The organism is Rothia sp. HMSC065G12, assembly GCF_001811455.1.
In the GTDB taxonomy this organism is placed as follows: Bacteria; Actinomycetota; Actinomycetes; order Actinomycetales; family Micrococcaceae; genus Rothia; species Rothia dentocariosa.
Window position 1 is genome coordinate 388,842 of the sequence record NZ_KV804815.1, and the last position, 19,361, is coordinate 408,202.

15 protein-coding genes are annotated in these 19,361 nt (G+C 50.8%); all 15 read right to left on the reverse strand.

The window, feature by feature from the left end:
- Positions 1-58 precede the first annotated feature (58 nt).
- Entirely contained in the window at positions 59-943 is an 885-nt protein-coding gene (locus HMPREF2804_RS06945) for a twin-arginine translocase subunit TatC (protein ID WP_070450251.1), read from the reverse strand.
- 132 nt (positions 944-1,075) lie between these two features.
- Positions 1,076-1,312, reverse strand: a complete 237-nt coding sequence (gene tatA, locus HMPREF2804_RS06950) for a Sec-independent protein translocase subunit TatA (protein ID WP_004004679.1) — start codon at positions 1,310-1,312, stop codon at positions 1,076-1,078.
- A 423-nt stretch (positions 1,313-1,735) separates the two neighbouring features.
- Positions 1,736-3,832 (reverse strand): WYL domain-containing transcriptional regulator, encoded by a 2,097-nt coding sequence (locus tag HMPREF2804_RS06955; protein ID WP_070450255.1) that lies wholly within the window; start codon positions 3,830-3,832, stop codon positions 1,736-1,738.
- A 98-nt stretch (positions 3,833-3,930) separates the two neighbouring features.
- Positions 3,931-4,326, reverse strand: a complete 396-nt coding sequence (locus HMPREF2804_RS06960; RefSeq protein WP_070450258.1) for an FKBP-type peptidyl-prolyl cis-trans isomerase — start codon at positions 4,324-4,326, stop codon at positions 3,931-3,933.
- A 73-nt stretch (positions 4,327-4,399) separates the two neighbouring features.
- Positions 4,400-5,401 (reverse strand): FKBP-type peptidyl-prolyl cis-trans isomerase, encoded by a 1,002-nt coding sequence (locus tag HMPREF2804_RS06965; RefSeq protein ID WP_239664648.1) that lies wholly within the window; start codon positions 5,399-5,401, stop codon positions 4,400-4,402.
- A gap of 324 nt (positions 5,402-5,725) precedes the next feature.
- Entirely contained in the window at positions 5,726-7,186 is a 1,461-nt protein-coding gene (gene pafA, locus HMPREF2804_RS06970) for a Pup--protein ligase (RefSeq protein ID WP_070450261.1), read from the reverse strand.
- A gap of 48 nt (positions 7,187-7,234) precedes the next feature.
- Positions 7,235-7,435 (reverse strand): ubiquitin-like protein Pup, encoded by a 201-nt coding sequence (locus HMPREF2804_RS06975; protein ID WP_004004684.1) that lies wholly within the window; start codon positions 7,433-7,435, stop codon positions 7,235-7,237.
- 8 nt (positions 7,436-7,443) lie between these two features.
- Complete coding sequence (gene dop / locus HMPREF2804_RS06980) at positions 7,444-9,162, reverse strand: depupylase/deamidase Dop (protein WP_070450264.1); 1,719 nt, start codon at positions 9,160-9,162, stop codon at positions 7,444-7,446.
- A 21-nt stretch (positions 9,163-9,183) separates the two neighbouring features.
- The gene (arc, locus tag HMPREF2804_RS06985) at positions 9,184-10,842 is read right to left on the reverse strand and encodes a proteasome ATPase (RefSeq protein ID WP_141744123.1); all 1,659 of its coding nucleotides are present in this window, start codon (positions 10,840-10,842) and stop codon (positions 9,184-9,186) included.
- A 273-nt stretch (positions 10,843-11,115) separates the two neighbouring features.
- Positions 11,116-12,171, reverse strand: a complete 1,056-nt coding sequence (locus HMPREF2804_RS06990) for a tRNA (adenine-N1)-methyltransferase (protein WP_070450267.1) — start codon at positions 12,169-12,171, stop codon at positions 11,116-11,118.
- Positions 12,172-12,294: 123 nt separating this feature from the next.
- A complete protein-coding gene (gene mshC, locus HMPREF2804_RS06995; protein ID WP_070450270.1) occupies positions 12,295-13,611 on the reverse strand; it encodes a cysteine--1-D-myo-inosityl 2-amino-2-deoxy-alpha-D-glucopyranoside ligase in 1,317 nt (438 codons plus the stop codon).
- Between the two features lie 95 nt (positions 13,612-13,706).
- Positions 13,707-14,540, reverse strand: a complete 834-nt coding sequence (locus HMPREF2804_RS07000) for an undecaprenyl-diphosphate phosphatase (protein ID WP_172884759.1) — start codon at positions 14,538-14,540, stop codon at positions 13,707-13,709.
- Between the two features lie 136 nt (positions 14,541-14,676).
- A complete protein-coding gene (leuA, locus tag HMPREF2804_RS07005; protein WP_070627804.1) occupies positions 14,677-16,434 on the reverse strand; it encodes a 2-isopropylmalate synthase in 1,758 nt (585 codons plus the stop codon).
- Between the two features lie 345 nt (positions 16,435-16,779).
- Positions 16,780-18,210 (reverse strand): LCP family protein, encoded by a 1,431-nt coding sequence (locus HMPREF2804_RS07010; protein WP_070450276.1) that lies wholly within the window; start codon positions 18,208-18,210, stop codon positions 16,780-16,782.
- A 30-nt stretch (positions 18,211-18,240) separates the two neighbouring features.
- Positions 18,241-19,359 (reverse strand): GTPase Era, encoded by a 1,119-nt coding sequence (locus HMPREF2804_RS07015; protein WP_070450279.1) that lies wholly within the window; start codon positions 19,357-19,359, stop codon positions 18,241-18,243.
- Positions 19,360-19,361 lie beyond the last annotated feature (2 nt).

Here is a 19,361-nt window from a genome sequence, read left to right on the forward strand (position 1 = left end):
TCTAGTGTACCTGCGCCTAAAAATCCTCCGTCTTGAGTAGACGGAGGATTCTGGAGTTTTACTTTTGGGAGGGTTCCTCTTCAAGCTGTCCTAGCTTTTCAAGGTCTTCAGCGCTGGTGGCCGTATTGAGCTCGGTCTCTGTAAGACCCTTTGCTAGTTTAGCTTCGCAGCGGTCGCGCCGTTTATCGTTGAGCAAGCATATTGCTATGGCGAGGAAGAAGAAAGTTAGGAGCGGAATCATCAGGTAGAACATCATCATAATATCCGTCCCGGGAGCTGTCATGGCTGCGATGAGCGCTACTAGAACCACGATCCACCGCCAAGATTTGAGGATAGTTTTACCCCGGATAACCCCCAGCATGTTCAACCCCACGAGGATGACGGGGATAATAAATGCTAGCGAGAAGAAGAAAATAAACTTAACGATGAAGGAAATATAGGTTGGAGCGTCAATGACGTTCGAGCCGCCGGGCGGGGTGAACATTGTGAGTGCACGAACAACGCCGGGCAGACTATACCAAGAGATGAAGACACCGCAGGCAAAAGCAAAGATTGAGCCGCTGAGGAAACCAAAGAGGTATTTTTTCTCTTTGGTATGCAGCGCCGGAAGTAAGAAGCGCAGTCCTTGATAGAGCCAAACGGGTGCAGCAAGTCCAAGACCGATGTACGTACCCACGCGAATGAGCTGGTCAAAGGGTGAAGAAATTGAGCCGTAGTTTAAGGTTGCAAAGCGGTTATCTGCTGCGTTGATTTGCTTGAGAGGCTCAGAGATTGCATCAATAAAGGGCTGGTACAAGAAAATAACGGAAAGTACGGCGGCGATAGCAGTTGCAATAGCCGCTTTAATGAAGCGGTCACGAAACTCACGCAGATGTTCCTTCAGCTCCATACGGGCTTCAGGATTTAGTTTGCGGTTGCGTACATCCTGATCCGGTTTTGCCATCGTTTTCCTCGTTTTATTCTAAGCTCCGCCTCATACCTGTTATTCAAAAATTATCGATATGGGTAGATAAACTACTGGACAACCCGTGCCACCAGAGAGGCGGTTGCACGGGTTGTGTTGTTGTACTGAAAATTAGTTTTCAGACTTTTCGGACTTAGCTTTGTTGTCGACAACCTCAGCGGTGACAACATCGTCCTTATCGTCTTCCTTCTTACTATCGCTCTTCATACCCTCGACTTCGGACTTGAAGATACGCATCGACTGACCAAGACTACGTGCCATACCTGGGAGCTTGGGAGCACCAAAGAGCAGAACGATGAGGAGGATGACTACGATAATAGTTGCCGGGTGACTGAACAACTGACCCATAAGGTATGAACCTTTCTGTGCTTAGAGCAGGTCTCCGATATTTTGAGGTTGGCCGAGTCGATCTCGTCGGGAGACCCGTCGCTTGATTCGCTCAGACCTGCGTGTCTGTTTTCCATGTTCGTATTCATTGTACGCCGTGGTTACTGGGGTAAAAATCCCTAGGCTTTGCTCGGCAGGCAATTTTCGGCGGGTATTCGCTTGCGCTTCATCGAAACGAGTTTCGATGGATTCCATCCATGTTGCTACAAGATCGAGTAACATGAAGCCCCGTGTGAGTGCACGATATACGAACCACGCTAAAAACGCTAGAGAACCTATCGTTAAGGTGCCCCATAGTAATACCCAAAACCACCACGGCATAGGAATTATTATACAAGGTTGTTATTCTACTTATAGATGTCTGGGCGTGTCTTTCGCAGATATCTATGCTAGAAGCGACATCAGACGATCTTTAAGTAGAGACCGTACAGGTTCTGGCTCAAGAATCTCTAGAGCACCTCCATACGCTACAACGAAATGCAATATTTGCTCAAGACCTGCCTCGCTTTCACCAGGATAGTAGTGCAGCTCATGGTAAATCAAGGGCGTTTCAGGTTTAGAAGGCTGGGATCGTGAAACGTGAGTACTCCGCCGTTTCAAAGCACGGATAGTACTCTCTCGCCGCTCTGTTCTGAGACTTTCAACGTGGATTTTGACTCGAACATAAGGGTGTTCTGTATTTGTCTGTTGCTGCCGAGACCAAAGATGCGGGGTGTTGGGAATCTTAGCGGCGACGGCCTGATGGCTTTTACCGCCAAGCCGCGCATTTCTAATGCGGTCAAAAGCAAAATTTCGCCAGGCATTAGAATCGGCAGCTTCACGCCACAGCCCATGCAGATAAAAACGATTATTTTCAAAGATCAGTGAGCAAGTATCAACGGTGCGCTGCACCCCTGCATAGTCAAAAATAAGGGTTCGTTTCTGAGAGACTGCCCGATGTATTAAAGGAATAAGATGGTGTTCAGGAGCGAAAATTAGGCTTCCGCGCAAGCGCTCAGCATCCTTTGGGTAGCTCACCAACAGCAGCTCACGAATTTTGGAAACGCGTGCATCGTCTGGGTAGAGAACCTCAGCAGCTGACATCGAAAAGAAGAGCATGGCACGCTCTAAAGCTGACAGAGGAACGCCCTGATAAATCAGATCGTCACATGAATAGGTTAGCTCGGCGTATAGTTCACGACCCTGACGAGGCGGAAAGACTATAGGGACTGCAAGATCCAACTCTGCAGCTCCATAGTCCTCGCATACGTCGGTAAAATCACTGACAAGGTTGCTTTTAGACTTGCCGTTATCCACTTGTAGAAGTGAAGTCGCTGGTTTAAAAGGAACGCCCCCTTCGAACCAAGCCGCATCGTCTTGGCTTAGACGATGTAGTACCAAGAGCATGTCAATAAAACGGTCTGTATCATCATCGCGTTCACGGCGAGAATTTTTACGCCATGCTTCGGGCAAAACAGCCTTGTGATGATGGGTAGAAAGCAAACGTTCCACCAGGTTGTGCTGAGCTCGGTATGCATCCCGGGCCCGTTGAAGGTCTTTGCCCGAAAAATCTGCGGACGATTTTGGGACCAGTATTTTCAATCCGCGTGCGGTGGCTTTCACCGCAGTTTCTCGAACACCATATGAGTCAAGAAGCAGCTGCTCATGTGAATCTAAAGACAAGGCGGGCACGGTACGGGCATAGCCCTGAAGGTTTTCAGAAAGCATAGTTTGAAAATCAAATGTTTCACCAGGCCGAACAAAACTTTCTTGCTGCTGTTGACTACCGTTGATGCGCATACTCTGAATGCGCTCAAAACGGTGAATATACGCACGATTCGGTTCTTCCTCCGGAGCCTCAGAACCCTCGCGAGAGGGATAGTGCGCCGCAAAATACCAATTGCCGTAACGATACCCTATCCCCCACACGGACAGATTCTCGCTATGGCGAGTATTGAAGTCCCCATAGTCCATATCAATGGTTTTATGCTCGCTAAAGGCACTAAAAATCTCTTCTAGATGGGAATCATCACTTAGACGTATACGCTGGAGCGGTTCCTCTAGTTCCTCTAAACGTATAGAAGCTGAGAGCGTGGGAACGCTAAGAACGATCTTACGCATCATACGATGTGCAGAGCTCTCAAGCTCGGTACCTTCCCAGGCACGGCACAGGCTCATGAGAAATTGTGCGTCCTCTAACGTAAGTTCCCAATCAAGAAGCGGATTAGGGGCCGGAGTATACACATAGTAGCTTTTGCCGTCACGTTCAACATGCTTAAACGTGATACCAGCATCACGCAAACAGTCCTTTGCACGCTCAAACTTTTTAGCGATGGTCTCAGCTTTTCGTTTATTCCCCGAGCCAAAGATGGTGTATTCGTCTAAACCGTATACTTCTAAAAACTCTGCGCGAGAAATACCGCGCCGCGAGCTATTGCATAGCCGATGATAAATCCTAATCAACGATGAACTAGACGAAACATCTCGCGCTTTTGTTGCCATACATCCATCATACGGGGATATATAAAACCTTAAACAACTCAGGGGCTGCTGTATTCATACCCGTAAATTACGACAGCAGCCCCAAAGTTTAAGATTTTCTAGCTAACGTCTACCAAATCCACTACAAAGATCAGGGATTCACCAGGTTTAATGACCGATCCTGCGCCGCGGTCACCGTAGGCCATGCTTGCAGGAATTTCGAGGCGACGCCGACCGCCAACCTTCATGCCTAACAGTCCTTCATCCCAACCGCGGATAACCTGCCCCACGCCAACCTGGAACGGAAGCGGCTCGCCGCGGTTCCAGGAAGCATCGAATTCCTCACCAGTGGAAAAAGCAACACCTACATAGTGCGCCAAGACACGAGAACCGGGAACAGCCTCAGCCCCCTTACCTTCGATAAGATCTTGGATAACAAGTTCGGTCGGGGCATCGCCCTCGGGAAAATCAATTTCCGGCTTTTCTCGATCAAGCTTACGCTGGCCAAAAGACATAATATGTTTCCTTTTCTCTCAAGTGCCCTACCGAAGACGGGTACAGCGCTTATCGGCAGAGCTCGAATAGAATTTACTGTTTGGTGGGATCAGCCGTAGGCGCCAAGCTAGAGGGGATAGCTGTGGGGGAAGCTGAAGAAGACTCCTTGGTCTGCTGAGAAGGCTGCGCTGAAGCGTGGGCTGGGCTCATGGGAACAGTCGCTAAGATATCGACAACAAATACTAGGGTTCCCTTGGGTCCACCATTCTGTCCCTCTTCCCCATAAGCAAGTTCAGCAGGAACAACAAGCTCAACTCGAGAACCTACTTTCTTACCCTTTAAGCCCTGTTTCCAACCCTTAATAACTCCGTTAAGCTGGAAATTTGCGACCTGTTTATCGTAGTTCCCATCAAAGACCTTACCATCAGACCACTGAGCGCCAATATAACGCACATACACTGCATCGTTCTCATTGACTTCGGCACCGGTACCAGTAATCAAATCTTGAGCAACAAGCTCATGCGGAGCCTCTCCCCTATCATCTGCGAACTTCAGCTCTGCCTTACCCGTAGTCTCATTCAGAGAGAAGGCAGGAAGCTTCGGATTGGGAGTTTGCTCAGTACCCTGAGCATATTTAGGAAGATCCTTTTCTGTGGGAAGCTTCCGAGCTACGGTATAAACCTCAAGATTGGTTGGTGCACCAGCTTCGACAGTTGGTCGTACTGAGGAAGCAGACTGCTGTTGCTGCTGCTCGTGGGACACGTTCGTACTATATACAAAAGAACCACCAACCTTCATCTTCTTCATAACTTCGTAAATAGTGGGTTGTATCGTTTTTAATCGACCAACTTGAATGGGTATAGATTGCTCATTTTCGTTATAAGAACTGCCTACCAACGAACCATTTTCACCATTAAAAATTGAAGCATTGACGAGAACAGTATCGCTATCCTGAAGGGAGTCACCTGTACCTTCATCCAGTACCCTGGCAACTTCCCGATCTGTAGAAAAAGGTGTAGAAAAAGATACAGCGGGAACCTGAGTTCCGCCCTTAAGATCTACCTGTACTTTGTCAAGTGCTTCTGAGCTACTCACAGTGTTTTCACTAGTAGAAGCGGACGGCGAAGATTCGTTTTGACCCGAGTCACCAGCGCCGCAAGCGCTTAGCAACATCGAAAGAGTGAGTACTGAAGCAGCCAAGGCTTTTTTCGACACAAAGGTTCCTTCCCTAGGTTTTCTTTATTTCGGAGTTGAACGTTTAAGATACGCCGAAATTATGTGATGCTCTATAACTCAATATTAAACGGGCGAAAACCCGACAAATACAACGGTGTAGAGCAAATCAATAAGAACATAAAACATACGTAAAGTATCAAACCCTAGAATAAAAAGCTAGTTGTAGAACCATATTGTGGAACATTACACCAAAGGCGGAACGGACTGAGGCGGGTTCTTATGGCGAAGCATCTCAAGAACCTTTGTGAGTTCGGAGCTCTCCGTCTGAAAAGGATCTTTAAATACTAGGGTGTGCTGTGGGTATGCGTTGAGTTTAAGGTGTACCCAATCTACGGTAGACTGTTCCCCCGCATCTTTAGCCGCCTCTACAAACTGTGAACGTAGTCGTGCGCGGGTTGCCGGAGGCTCCTGCATCGCGCGCTGTGCGGCATCAGGCGGGAGGATAGTTGTGATGGCTCCACGCCGGACTAGAGCATGGTAAACCCCGCGGTGGGGGTCAATATCATGGTAAGCAAGATCAAGCTGTTGGATGCGAGCGCTTGCATAGTCTGTCGGAGTTCCAGCCGCGTTGCTACGGGCGATGTATGCGTCTAGGAGTTTCTTTTTGATAGCCCAGTCGATTTCGGTGTCAATACTGCTGTAGTCACCAGTTTCGATGGCGTCGAGGGTGCGCTGCCAGAGGTCTAGTGCGTAATCGACGCGATGGTGGTGGGCCCCGTATTGCGTGATGTATTGGCGGGCGGCGTCGAGGTAGTGCTTTTGAACGCTTAGAGCTGTGTAGCGTTGTCCGTCTGTGGTTTCAAAAGCTGCGGTTCCGGTGAGGTCGTGGCTGATGGTGCGTAGAGCTTGCGGAACCGATGCGAGTTCTAAGCTGGTAACAGGAAATCGGTCTTCGAGCATGCGTAGCACAAGGTCGGTGCTGATTATTTTGAGCAGTACCGTGGGTTCCGCCATATTGGAGTCGCCGTTGATGACATGCATACGGCGGTATCGTGAGGCATCGGCGTGGGGTTCATCGCGGGTGTTAATGAGGGGTCGGGTGCGGGAGGTTGAGGTGCTTGCTGCTTCCCAGATATGGTCTGCTCGCTGTGAGAACGAGTATGAAGGTATGCCTGTAGTGGCTTGTGGATCTGTTGAACCTTGTAGGGGCCCTCCGTTGGGGTGGGTTTTCCCTGCGCCTACAAGGATTTGGCGGGTGACGAGGAATGGTACGAGTTGTTTAACGAGGGTAGGAAATTCGAGTTTGCGGCTAATGAGGTAGTTTTCGTGGCTGCCGTATGAATTGCCGGCGGAGTCTACATTGTTTTTGAAAAGGTAGATCGTGCCGTTGAGAGGACGATCGTGGTGTGTGCTCAATTGCTCTTGGGCTTGTTGCGCTAGTTGAGCGAAGAGGAGCTCGCCCGCGCGTTCTTGGGCGAGGAGTTCGTCGATGGTGGCGCATTCGGCGGTGGCATATTCAGGGTGTGAACCTACATCGAGGTAGAGCCGTCCACCGTTGGGCAGGAAAACGTTAGTAGAGCGCCATTCATCAAGGACGGGCTTGAAGAGCGCTGCAGCTGTTTCTTCGACGCTGAGCCGTCCTAGCCCCTGGGGTACGTAGCTAAGTCCGAATTCGCTTTCTATGCCAAATATGCGTTGTTCCATGGTGTGTTTCTAGTAAGGGGACGAAAGTGCTTTGAGCAAGTCTTTGAGTTACTGACCGCCCTTTTGGACGAATCCGGTGACGAATTCTTCGGCGTTTTCGGCGAGCAGCCCGTCGATTTCGTCGAGGATATCGTCGACTTCGCTTATGTCATGTACAACGGTCGTGTCTTGTTGGGTGAGGGATTCCTCCTGTTCAGTGAGTTCTTCGTGGTACTGGAGCTCTGAAGCGTGGATGCGTTCACGTGACATGTTTTCTCCTAAAGGTCTTTATGGGGTGTCGTGTTCTGTTGGAGGAGTTGAAGCAGTTCGTCGGAGTGGGTAACTCGTGGTAAGAGCGGGTCTACTTCAGATTGAGTGTAGCGTGTGGGCTCAGGCATGACGAGTCGGGTAAGTTCGTGGGAGTAACGCCCTCGGCAAGATACGGTATCCCAGTTGATACCAATGATTTCATCGGGCCATCGGCTCATCAGGGTTCCTCGGAGATAAGCACGGGTGTCTGATGGTGGGGTGTGGGCGGCGTCTTCAATGTCTTGAGGTGTGAAGAGGGTGCACATCCGACCACGCGCTACGAGGCGGTGGTAAAGACCCCGTGTAGGATCTATATCTGCATAGTGTATGTCAAGGGCTTTGAGCTTTGCATCGGTATAGGGAACACCTTTGGCCACATAGCTGCTGACGAGCGCATATTTAGCGACCCAGTCGAGACGATCTGCAAGTGCGAGAGGATTTGTTTCTAGAGCATCGAGTGTTTCTTCCCAGAGGGCGAGTATTTGTTGGGTGTCGTTATCGACTCCGGTGGGGTTCTCTTGTTCGTGGCTTTTACAGGCGTTGAGGTATGCGCGTTGAATTTCTAGAGCTGTGGCGAATTTGGTGGTGCTGTCAGAATCTTCTGTGAGCGGGAGCTGAGCACTGAGTGATAGGTCGTGGCTGGTGGTGTGTAACGCTGTTACTGGGTCGGCGAGGTGTAGGTTTGGGGCGCGTCCGGATTCTATGAGGTTTAGTACTAGAGTGGCTGTGCCGAATTTAAGGAGGTTTGAATAGTGGGAAAGGTTGGCGTCTGCAGGGATGACGTGCAGACGACGGTAGCGCTCGGAGTTGGCGTGGGGTTCATCGCGGGTGTTAACGATGGGCCGTCGAATAGTTGTTTCGAGCCCGACAGGGCGTTCAAAGAAGTCGGCTCGTGAGCTGATTTGGAATCCTGGAATTTCGCCGTTAACACCTATGCCTACGCGGCCTGCCCCGGTATAGATGATGCGTGTTGCAAAGAAGGTTAGGAGTGTGCTGGCAACGTCTTCGAAAGGGATATCGCGGCTGATGAGGTAGTTTTCGTGTGCACCGTAGGATTGTCCCTTGGAATCGGTGTTGTTTTTGTAGAGTTTGATGGTTGGTAGGTTATCATCGGTGTGGTGCGCTACTTCGGTGATGGAATCGTAGGCTATTTTGTCGCCCGCAGCATCGTAAAGTACTGCTTGGAGCGGGGTGAGTACTTCGGGGGATGAGTATTCGGGATGGGCGTGGTCGACGTAGAGTCGGGCGCCGTTGGCGAGCATGGCGTTCATGGTGACTCGGTCCCAGTCGAGGCGTTCCGGGTAGCCTCCTCGTCCGTGGATGAGCTCTTGGGATCCGTCAATTCCTGCTTCTCGTAGGGCTTCAAGCGCTATATCTTCGCTTGTGAGTTCTCGACGGGTGTGTGTGAGTTGTGAGGAGTGTGCCTCTTGTTCTTTGACGGTGTGTCCGAAGGCGTCAGTGAGCGGGGACTCGGATTCTGTAGACCAGTACGTGCGCTGTGCTTTTTGCGCGTTATCCTCAATGGTCCGGCGTAGAGATTCTGTGCGCTTCGCTTCCAGTTTTTCGTACGTATTGACCACGATAGCGGAGAGTATCGTGGGGTTTGTGTCAGGGGCATCCGGGGATATGACACCGTATTCGGTTTCTGCTCCCATGATGCGGTGAATACCGTAGACGGGCTGGAACATGAGGTTACTTTCTTGGAACGATTAAGGTGTAGTGGCGGTATGTGGCGGCGTGATGGAAAGAATCCTGCCTCGTATTCCGCGTACGGTGAGTGCATCTTCAACATCAGGTAGGGGCGGCAGCTCAACTTGATCTTCAAATTCTGCGCGTACCGCTTCGAGAAGGTGTCTTGTGGTAATACCTTCTGGTTGGGGTTCATGGGCAATACCGGTGGGAGGTGAGCTTGTGTAGCTGAGGTGTTCCTTGATGGCATACTTTTTAGCGCGATCCACAATGTTGCGGATAACGGCGCCAGAGACAAAGTCACCGCGATATAGGGTCTCTTCGTGCAGGCGGGGATTATCTGCTGTGTTAATACCCTGGTCCAAAGTTGCTGCTACATAGGCGTTAGCGGAAGTACGAGCATAAAGCTGCGCGACGGCAGCAGAGATCATGGCTGCTAGCGTCGCCTCTGCCGAACCGTGCTTGGCGACTTCGTGGGGATCTAGAGGCAGATCGTCCGTGAGATATAGCCCGAAAATCTCGGTAGCTCCAGAGGCATCTGGACGGTTAATACGGATTTTCAGGTCGAGGCGCCCTGGGCGCATAACTGCAGCGTCAATGAGGTCTTCACGGTTTGTGGCGCCGATGACGATAACGTTCTGTAAGGATTCAACGCCGTCGATTTCAGCAAGAAGCTGTGGAACGATGGTGGTTTCTATATCTGAAGAACGCCCCGTGCCACGGGTACGGAATAGTGACTCCATTTCGTCGAAGAACACAACGACTGGGTGACCAGCTTGGGCTTTTTCCCGCGCCGCCACGAAAATATCACGGATCTGCCGTTCGGTCTCTCCCACGAATTTATCGAGGAGCTCTGGGCCTTTGATATTAAGGAAATAACCGCGAGTATTTGTACCTGGGTTTAACGCGGCAGCACGCGCCGCCAGTGAGTTTGCCACAGCTTTGGCGATCATGGTCTTACCGTTTCCGGGCGGTCCGTAGAGCAATATACCTTTGGGCGGTGCCAAATGGTAACGCTCGAAAATCTCTGGGTGCAGATAAGGCAGCTCAACGGCATCGCGGATCTGCTCAATTTGCGCTCCGAGGCCACCAATATCTTCGTAAGAAATATCCGGAATCTCTTCGAGAACGAGTTCTTGAGAGCGGCTTGCCGGAACTATCCCGGTAACCATCCGGATGCGGCTATCTAGGGTAACTGCATCGCCTGTGCGCAGAGTGCCGGCATCAAGCTCCCCTGAGACACGGGCAACTTGCTGAGCACCAGAAGCAGTATCGATGAGCACTTTCTGGGGATTCAGAACCTCACGAATCGTCACAACGTCCCCATAGGATTCATATCCAAGGGATAGAACAGCTTCAGACTGTTCATTGAGGAGCACCGTCATACCCGGTGCCAAGTTTTTACGGTCCAAAAGTGGGGAGAGAGGAACGCGCATAAGACGTCCCCCAACCTGAACGTCAAGGTAATCTTCAACTTCAGCGGGGGTTTTATCGTCAACAGCCTGCGCATAGGTCATACGCTGTCCCGTACTGACCGCAAGAATAATTCCTGAATTCAACGGGGGCATGATCTCTTGCGCTAGTGAAGCCCGTAGCCGCTCAATCTCATATTTGAAGTGAGTAAGTGCCTCAACCAATTTACGATTTTTCTCAGAAGCGGCTCGTAACTGCCGGTTCATATTAGTGCGAGTCGACTCAGCAGCACTTACACGCCTCAGTAAAGCCTCATACTCTTGGGGGCTTACAGCGCGAGAAGAAGGAATCGGATTCTGGCTCTGAGCTGCAGAATAATGCGGCGCGGGGCTTGGCTGACGAGCCGACGACTTGGGATCTGAAGACGATTCCCGAGACGGATTTATATGTTCAGGCGTCAAATCCTTTTCCTCTCATCAGCAAACTTGTCATGGACGGTGTTTTTGCCCACCGCTGCGGGCCAGAAATATTGGTCAAGCCTACTCGGGTTTATCTAAACCATTGGGTATAGAAGTTTCTTCCTGAGATTCAGCTACAGCCACCCGATGGGCATGCACTGCATGCTCCGCAAGATTTTTAGCGTCCCGTAGGGCACGGCGCACCTTCTTATCAGTAACCTCTCGCTCCCCCACATTCATCGGAATCCAGGCATTCATATCATCATCGGTGAAGTCGTTTTTAGAAGCCCGACGCTTCGGAGAAAGACGAACTGCACCATCTGCAAGGCGCCGGGCTACGATCAGAAAAGCTGTATGCGCAACCATCCGGTGATCTGGACGAACCGCTAACCCCTCAACATGCCAGCCGCGTACCATAGTTTCATCGCACTCAGGCTCTGTAAAACGACCATCCGCACGCAGCCCTTCCACCAGCCGAGACATTTGGGTTACCGTTGCCACATAACAAATTAACACCCCACCCGGTGCAAGAGCCTGCGCAACAGCATCCAAACATTCCCAAGGCGCAAGCATATCAAGTACCACACGATCGACACTGCCGGGCTGCTCAACTTCGGGAAGTCTCTCTTGGAGATCGCCAATGCTCAGCTTCCACGCTGGATGCGTTCCCCCGAACATAGTCTCAATATTTGCACGCGCGACCTCAGCGAATTCTTCGCGACGTTCAAAAGAATGCACACAGCCATCATCGCCTACAGCTCGCAATAAAGCGATAGAAAGAGCACCGGAACCAACACCGGCTTCGACAACACGAGCCCCCGGAAAAATATCGGCCTTCACAATAATCTGAGCGGCATCTTTGGGGTACACCACGGCAGCACCACGCGGCATAGACAACACAAAATCTTTGTACAGAGGGCGCAGCGCCTGATAAAGAAAACCGTGAGTGTTCTCAATAACAGTTCCTTCAGGCGCACCGATGAGTTCATCGTGTTTGAGGAACCCTCGATGTGAATGGTACTCCCCACCTTGCTGCAGAGTGATGGTGGTGATGCGACCACGCTCGTCGGTTAATTGCACGCGCTCGCCGGGGCGGAATGAACCACGGCGGTTAATGGCACCGGTGGGAGTGGTCATATGCTGTGTGTCTCCTTGTCACGTAGTTTATTTCTATTCTACCGGTTCTATGGATAAACAAAGGTTCCCATATCAAGACTCAAAGCTTAGTACGGGAACCAGTCGTTCATAGTAGAACCTGTTTTAGAGCACAACTCCTAGGCGTGCTGAGAGCGTGTCTCGAATAAGTTCTCCGCCGCCACAAGGCTCAGCGTTACCATCGCGCACCTGCTCAAGAGCCGAAATAGCCCAAGCGTCAAGTGCCATGAGCGCACCTGATGTTTTCAGATCATTCGCCAGATACTCCCGTACCTTCTCTAGCGCCTGTTCAGCCGCAGATGAATCAGTACCGTTAGCGCTTTCAACCGCCTGACGGTAAAGATCTAGGCGAGCCTGAGCCTTCTTAAGATCCTCATCAGTCCAGAACCAATCTTCACGGTAGTGGTGATCCATAATAGTGAGTCGGATCGTATTGGGGTCAACACCCGCTGCACGAAGTTTAGAAACCAGCACGAGGTTACCGCGGGATTTACTCATCTTATGACCATCAAGTCCCACCATCCCAGTGTGCGCATAGTGCAAAGCATGTGGGCGGTTCGAGACGGCCCATGAATGTCCGGCGCCCAAATCATGGTGCGGGAATTTTAGATCGGAACCACCTGCTTGAACCGTCAGCGGACCATCTATAAATTTACGAGCAATCATCGTGCATTCAATATGCCAGCCGGGACGGCCCTCCCCTAGAGAGCCTGCATCCCACGAAGGCTCACCTTCACGCTTAATACGCCACAAAAGCGGGTCTAAAGGGTCACGCTTGCCCGAACGCTCAGGGTCTCCCCCACGTTCAGAGAAAATATCGAGCATCTCATCGCGGCTCATGTGGCTGACTTCGCCAGGAGTCCAGGAATATCCGTCCTCATTCTGTGGAAGTGCCTGTACCGCCTTTAGATCAAGATAGATATCACCGCCGGGGTGCTGCACACCCTTTTCATCGACATACCCCGCCACACGATACGCCAGGGAACGTTCAACAAGATCCTCAATCACCGGGAAAAGCCATTGAATGGATTCAACGACGCCCACATAATGATCAGGCGGAAGCACATGAAGCGCCTCCATATCGGTCCTGAAAAGTTCAGTCTGCTCTTCGGCAAGTTCTTGCCAATCAACGCCAGTAGCAGTGGCACGCTCTAATAGTGGGTCGTCCACATCAGTCACATTTTGTACATAAGTGACAGTTACCCCGGCATCACGCCAGGCACGATTGAGCACATCAAAAGCAACATAGGTTGAAGCATGGCCCATATGCGTTGCATCGTACGGGGTTATCCCGCAGACATACAACCCTGCGTGTTGGGGCTCTTGAAGCTGAACCACAGTGCCCGTCGAAGTATCAAAGATCTGCGGTAGTGGTGCCGACCCCGGCAGAGACGGAACTGTGGGCGTATCCCAAGCTCGCATAGGGCTTCCTTTCAACGACCAAAAATCTACCTACAAGCATACCCGCCCAGCTCAACCTAGCGGACGGGTATAACATGGTGAACGCTCAAAGCGTACTACGACGTAATAAAGCCTGTACCCAGGCCTACGAAAATTAGCGTGCCCAGAATAATGCGGTACCACACGAAAATACTGTATGACCGAGTCGATACGTACTTGAGGAACCAACCGATGATCAAATAACCAACGACAAAAGCAATCACAGTTGCGATGAGCGTGGAGAGCAAACCGTAATACTCTAGGTGTTCTTGACCGATAACCACTTTACTGGCCTTATAAAGCCCAGACATATACACAGCAGGCATCGCCAGCAGGAATGAGTAGCGGGCTGCAGCCTCACGAGTGTATCCCATGAACAAGCCAGCCATAATGGTGCCGCCCGAGCGAGAAACACCTGGGATAAGAGCTAAGGATTGTGCCAAACCATAGACTAGACCATGATTCATATTGAGGTCTTTAAGCTCTCGTTGTTCCTTACCGAAACGATCGGCCACCGCAAGGAAGACAGCAAAAACGATCAGAAGCGCCCCGACAATCCACAAAGACCTGAACGAGGTGTCGATGTAGTCTTCCAAGAGGAAACCCAGAACACCAATGGGGATTGAACCAATAATAATGAGCCATCCCATACGTGCATCAGGGTCATCTCGCTTGACTTTACCGGTGAGCGAACCGAACCAGGCACGAATAATACGCACAATATCACGCCAGAAAAAGACTAGAACCGCCGTCTCAGTCCCCAACTGGGTAATAGCGGTAAAAGCGGCACCAGGATCAACATTTTCGGGCAACAGTTGACCGACAATGCGCAAATGGGCAGACGACGAGATCGGAAGGAACTCGGTAAGGCCCTGTACGAAACCTAGAATAATTGCTTGAATATACTCCACGATAATCAAGAATACCGTACCTGATAACGCATGTCTGGGTTTGTGAACCGTCGTCCTCACGCGTTCCCTAACAAACAGCAGGGTTCTAGCAGCACATGTACCACTAGAACCCCGTGTTTACAGGCAGGATTTACCTTTAGATGGATGATGAATGCGCTTCATCACGCAACGCACGGTTCACAGCTGAAACCATAGCCTTCAGCGCTGCACGAGTGGTCGAGTCATCCACCCCGATGCCCCAAAGCACACGCGCATCAATAGCAACCTCAATATAGCAGGCAGCGTTTGCGGTTGAACTGGAGGACATGGTGTGTTCAGAATAATCGAGCACACGCAGATCTACGCCTTCGTCACGAAGAATACTCTGAAGCGCATCCACGGGACCAGTTCCCGTACCGGTACGGGTAAAGAGATGACCATCAATATTCAGCCCTACGCGAAGGGATGTCGAGCCCGTGTCAGCAGACTCAATATTGATCGACTCAATACGATACTTACCCCAACGAGGCTGATCATCAGGAGCAGGCAAGTATTCATCCGTGAAAATATTCCACAGATTTTGCGAGGTCATCTCGCCGCCGTCGGCATCAGTACGAGCCTGCACAATCTGTGAGAACTCAACCTGGGCACGCTTGGGCAAATCCAGGCCGTAATCCTTCTTCAGCAGATATGCAACACCGCCCTTACCAGACTGCGAATTCACGCGGATAATGGCTTCATAGGTGCGTCCCAAATCTCGTGGATCGATAGGAAGGTACGGAACTTCCCAGAAAACCTCGTCCACAGTCTTACCCTGCTCGGCCGCACTAGTTTCAAGAGCTTCAAAACCCTTCTTGATAGCGTCTTGATGCGAGCCAGAGAAAGCGGTAAACACCAGATCGCCGCCATAGGGGGAACGCTCATGAACCGGCATCTGGTTACAATATTCAACGGTTTTGCGGATTTCATCAATATTAGAGAAATCAATCTGAGGATCGATCCCCTGGGTATAGAGATTCAAGCCCAGAGTAACCAGATCGACATTACCGGTGCGCTCCCCATTGCCGAAAAGACACCCCTCAATGCGGTCAGCACCCGCCAAATATCCTAATTCGGCGGCGGCAACACCCGTACCACGGTCGTTATGGGGGTGTAGGGACAAAACGATGTGGTCACGGTTATTGAGATGACGGTTCATCCATTCCACAGAGTCTGCGTAAACATTAGGCGTTGCCATCTCAACGGTAGCAGGCAGGTTTACGATGAGCTCGCGACCATTGACGCCGACCTCAAGCTCATCTGCGACGGCATTACATACGCGCGCCGCATACTCAAGTTCGGTCCCCGTAAAAGATTCCGGCGAGTACTCATACAGAACCTTGGTATCCGTAATCATTTGCTCTTCGTATTTCTTACACAGGCGTGCACCCTGCAGAGCAATATCCAAGATACCGTCTTCATCTTGACGGAATACTACGCGGCGCTGCAGCACAGAAGTTGAATTATAAAAATGAACAATGGCTCGAGGAGCGCCTTCGATGGCTTCAAAGGTACGAGCAATCAGATGCTCTCGTGCCTGTACCAAAACCTGAATGGTGACATCTTCCGGAATATGTCCGTCTTCTACCAGAGTGCGCACAAAATCAAAATCAGTTTGTGAAGCTGAGGGAAAACCAACCTCAATTTCTTTGTACCCCATACGAACGAGTAAATCGAACATCGCCAGTTTGCGTTTTGTGTCCATGGGATCGACCAATGCTTGGTTGCCGTCACGCAAATCAACTGCACACCAACGTGGCGCTTGAGTAGCTACATGTGAAGGCCAAGTACGATCCGGCAGATCGACTTTAATCTGCTCGTGAAAAGGACGATACTTATGTACTGGCATGGACGAAGGCTGCTGGAAGTTTTGCATACTAAATTCCTTGAGAATCGTGCCTTGAAATTAGGCTCATAAACGGGTGTGATAAATCGCGAAAATGCGCCGCACAAAATACCCGGAACGGGTGCGGAAATAACTAAGCCCCGTTCCGGCGAATAAGGAGAAGCAGATGCGAAACTGCACAGTCGCCGAGAGTCTTCATACCTCAACGCTACCACGAGACAGAAGAGGAGCTATTTCCCAACACTCCTATCGTCCATCATATGGAATAGAAATTTTCCAAGACGTACCTGCCTGAAACAGAAGCGGGAGGTGCAGCCTAAGGTTTTAAACCTTAGGCTGCACCTCCCGTAAGGTAGGCGTCAAAGCCTTACTACATTAGTAAGCAAATGCATGCTGGCAGGTGGCCTGATCAGCAGTCTGACCGGCAGCTCCACCCGCGATCTGCGAATCTTGTTTCTCCATCGCATCGCCACTGGGGAAATCGGTGCCGATGGTAAGCGTTACGCCGATAACCTGAGCGTTCGGCTCTACCCGCGTGATATTCATCTTTGCAGCAATTTCGCGCGCCTCAGCTTCGTAACCCTCGCCATAAGAAATTGTGGTGGTAGAAACAGATTCGGCAGTACTTGCCGGGGTTACACTTGTGTATCCAAGATTACCGATGATACGAGCAAGGGCTGCAGCACGACCGTCAATGCCCGTAGCGTTATACACGGTGATAGGTATCGACTTATCAAGCTGTGCAGGTGCACTATCGCCTTGCTTCGCTTCTTCAACCTTCAACGACTTATCATCACGAAGGCGCTGGAACACCGACTGTGCCTCAGAGGTAAGCTGCAGGCGGTTGGGATCTTGGTTCCACGGCTCGGTTGGGATAGTTGCAAAAACCACCTCGGACAGGTCGATGCCGCCAATAGTCGCACCAATACCGGCAATCTCGTTGGGATTGCCCAGATCATCATCAACCGTGACGTTCTGGGTGATAGCCTCCGCAATATTCAAAAGTTTATTTGGATTATCGAGTGTTCCCTCGGCCTTGACCTTACGAAGCAGAGCTGACAAGAATCCCTGTTGAGCTTGAATACGACCAATATCAGAGCCATCACCAAAGCCGTGGCGTGAACGCAGGAACGCAAGCGCCTGCTCTCCCTCGACCTTCGAGTTGCCAGCGGGTAGATTCAATCCGCTGTACTCGTCATTGACGGGGTTATCTACACAAACTTCAACGCCGCCTACTACGCGAGAGAGTTCTTTAACAGCATTGAAATCTACCAGCATGAAGTGGTCAATGTGTACGCCCGTGAGTTTGCTGATAGTAGCTGCCGTACATCCCGGACCGCCGCGTGCCAATGATTCATTGATTTGTATATCATCCTCAGCTTCATAGGCTTTATTAGTCTTGGGGTCGGTGCATTTTGGGATCGAAACCACCAAGTCACGAGGAAAGGACAGCACATTTACGTTCTTACGATCTGCGCTGATCTGCAGGAGCATCATCACATCGGAACGAGCTTCTGAGTTGCGGTCATCATCGTTCCCGTAGGCGCCATTATTACCTTTACGGGTATCCGATCCGATAATCAGAATGTCGAGTGCACCATTCTCAACTGCACCCGTAAAGTCACTAATATTTAGCGGCTCAGTATGCAAGTTTGCGCGCAGACGTAGCAGAATAGCTCCGCCGAAGCCCATGAGGACAACCAACATGCAGACGCTCAAGAGCGCAATCCACTTGTTACGCGCCGACTTCATGATGCCGTGGCGCATATGGCGACCACTACTCTTCATAGAAGGTGCCTGAGGCATACCAACTCTCTTTCTATGTATCAGGACCGCTTAAAAACCTAAACGATTCAGCGCTCGGGGATCAGATTGCCACTCTTTAGCTACCTTGACATGAATATTGAGGTATGCACGAGTGCCTAGCATAGCCTCAATCTGCTCACGCGCTTGTGTACCAATCTTCCGAAGATGAGAACCACCCTTGCCGATAATAATGTACTTTTGCGATTCGCGTTCCACAAACAGGTTAACATGTACATCCAGCAAGGGGTTATCTTTTGAACGGCCTTCTCGAAAGTTCATTTCCTCAACAGTGACGGCAATAGAATGAGGCAGTTCTTCACGCGCGCCTTCTAAAGCGGCCTCACGCACAAATTCTGCGATCATGGTAGCTTCAGGTTCGTCTGTAAGTTCACCCTCAGGATAGAGCGGAGGTGAAACCGGCATGTAACTTGCCAAAACGTCAGCAACGGCATCGACTTGAAAGTGCTGTACCGCTGAAACCGGGATAATATCAGCCCAACCACCCTGACCATCATGGACTGTGGGCTCATAATTTTTGCCAGTTCGTCGTTGAGCTGCGGGACCTGAACCTTTGGCAAAAGGTATATTTTTATTGTCTTTTTTGCTACGCGATACACGATTCTCACGATGCACAGCTCGGCGGGCTCGATCAGCGCGTTCTGCGCTCATTACCTCTTCACCAAGAGCCTGCACCTTTATAAGCTGTTCGGAGAGCTGGTCGCTACCGACAGTATCAGACTTTGTGACTATTGCCACGACAGGTTTATTACTTGAAGCCACCAACTGAGAAGCAATATAACGGTCACCGGGACCAATTTTCTCGTTTGCTGGGATGCAAAACCCCAGGACATCCACTTGAGAAAGAGTGCCCGCAACAAGATCATTAAGTCGCTCCCCCAAAAGGGTACGAGGGCGGTGAATACCTGGAGTATCAACAAGGATCAGCTGATAATCGTCTCGATGCACAATACCGCGAATCGTGTGGCGTGTTGTTTGGGGGCGACTTGATGTAATCGCCACCTTCTGCCCTACCAAAGCATTCGTAAGGGTCGATTTTCCAGCGTTGGGACGCCCTACTAAAGATACAAACCCTGCACGATAATGCTCAGGGAAAGCATGCTGAGCAGAGCCGCCACGTTCGATATCCATGA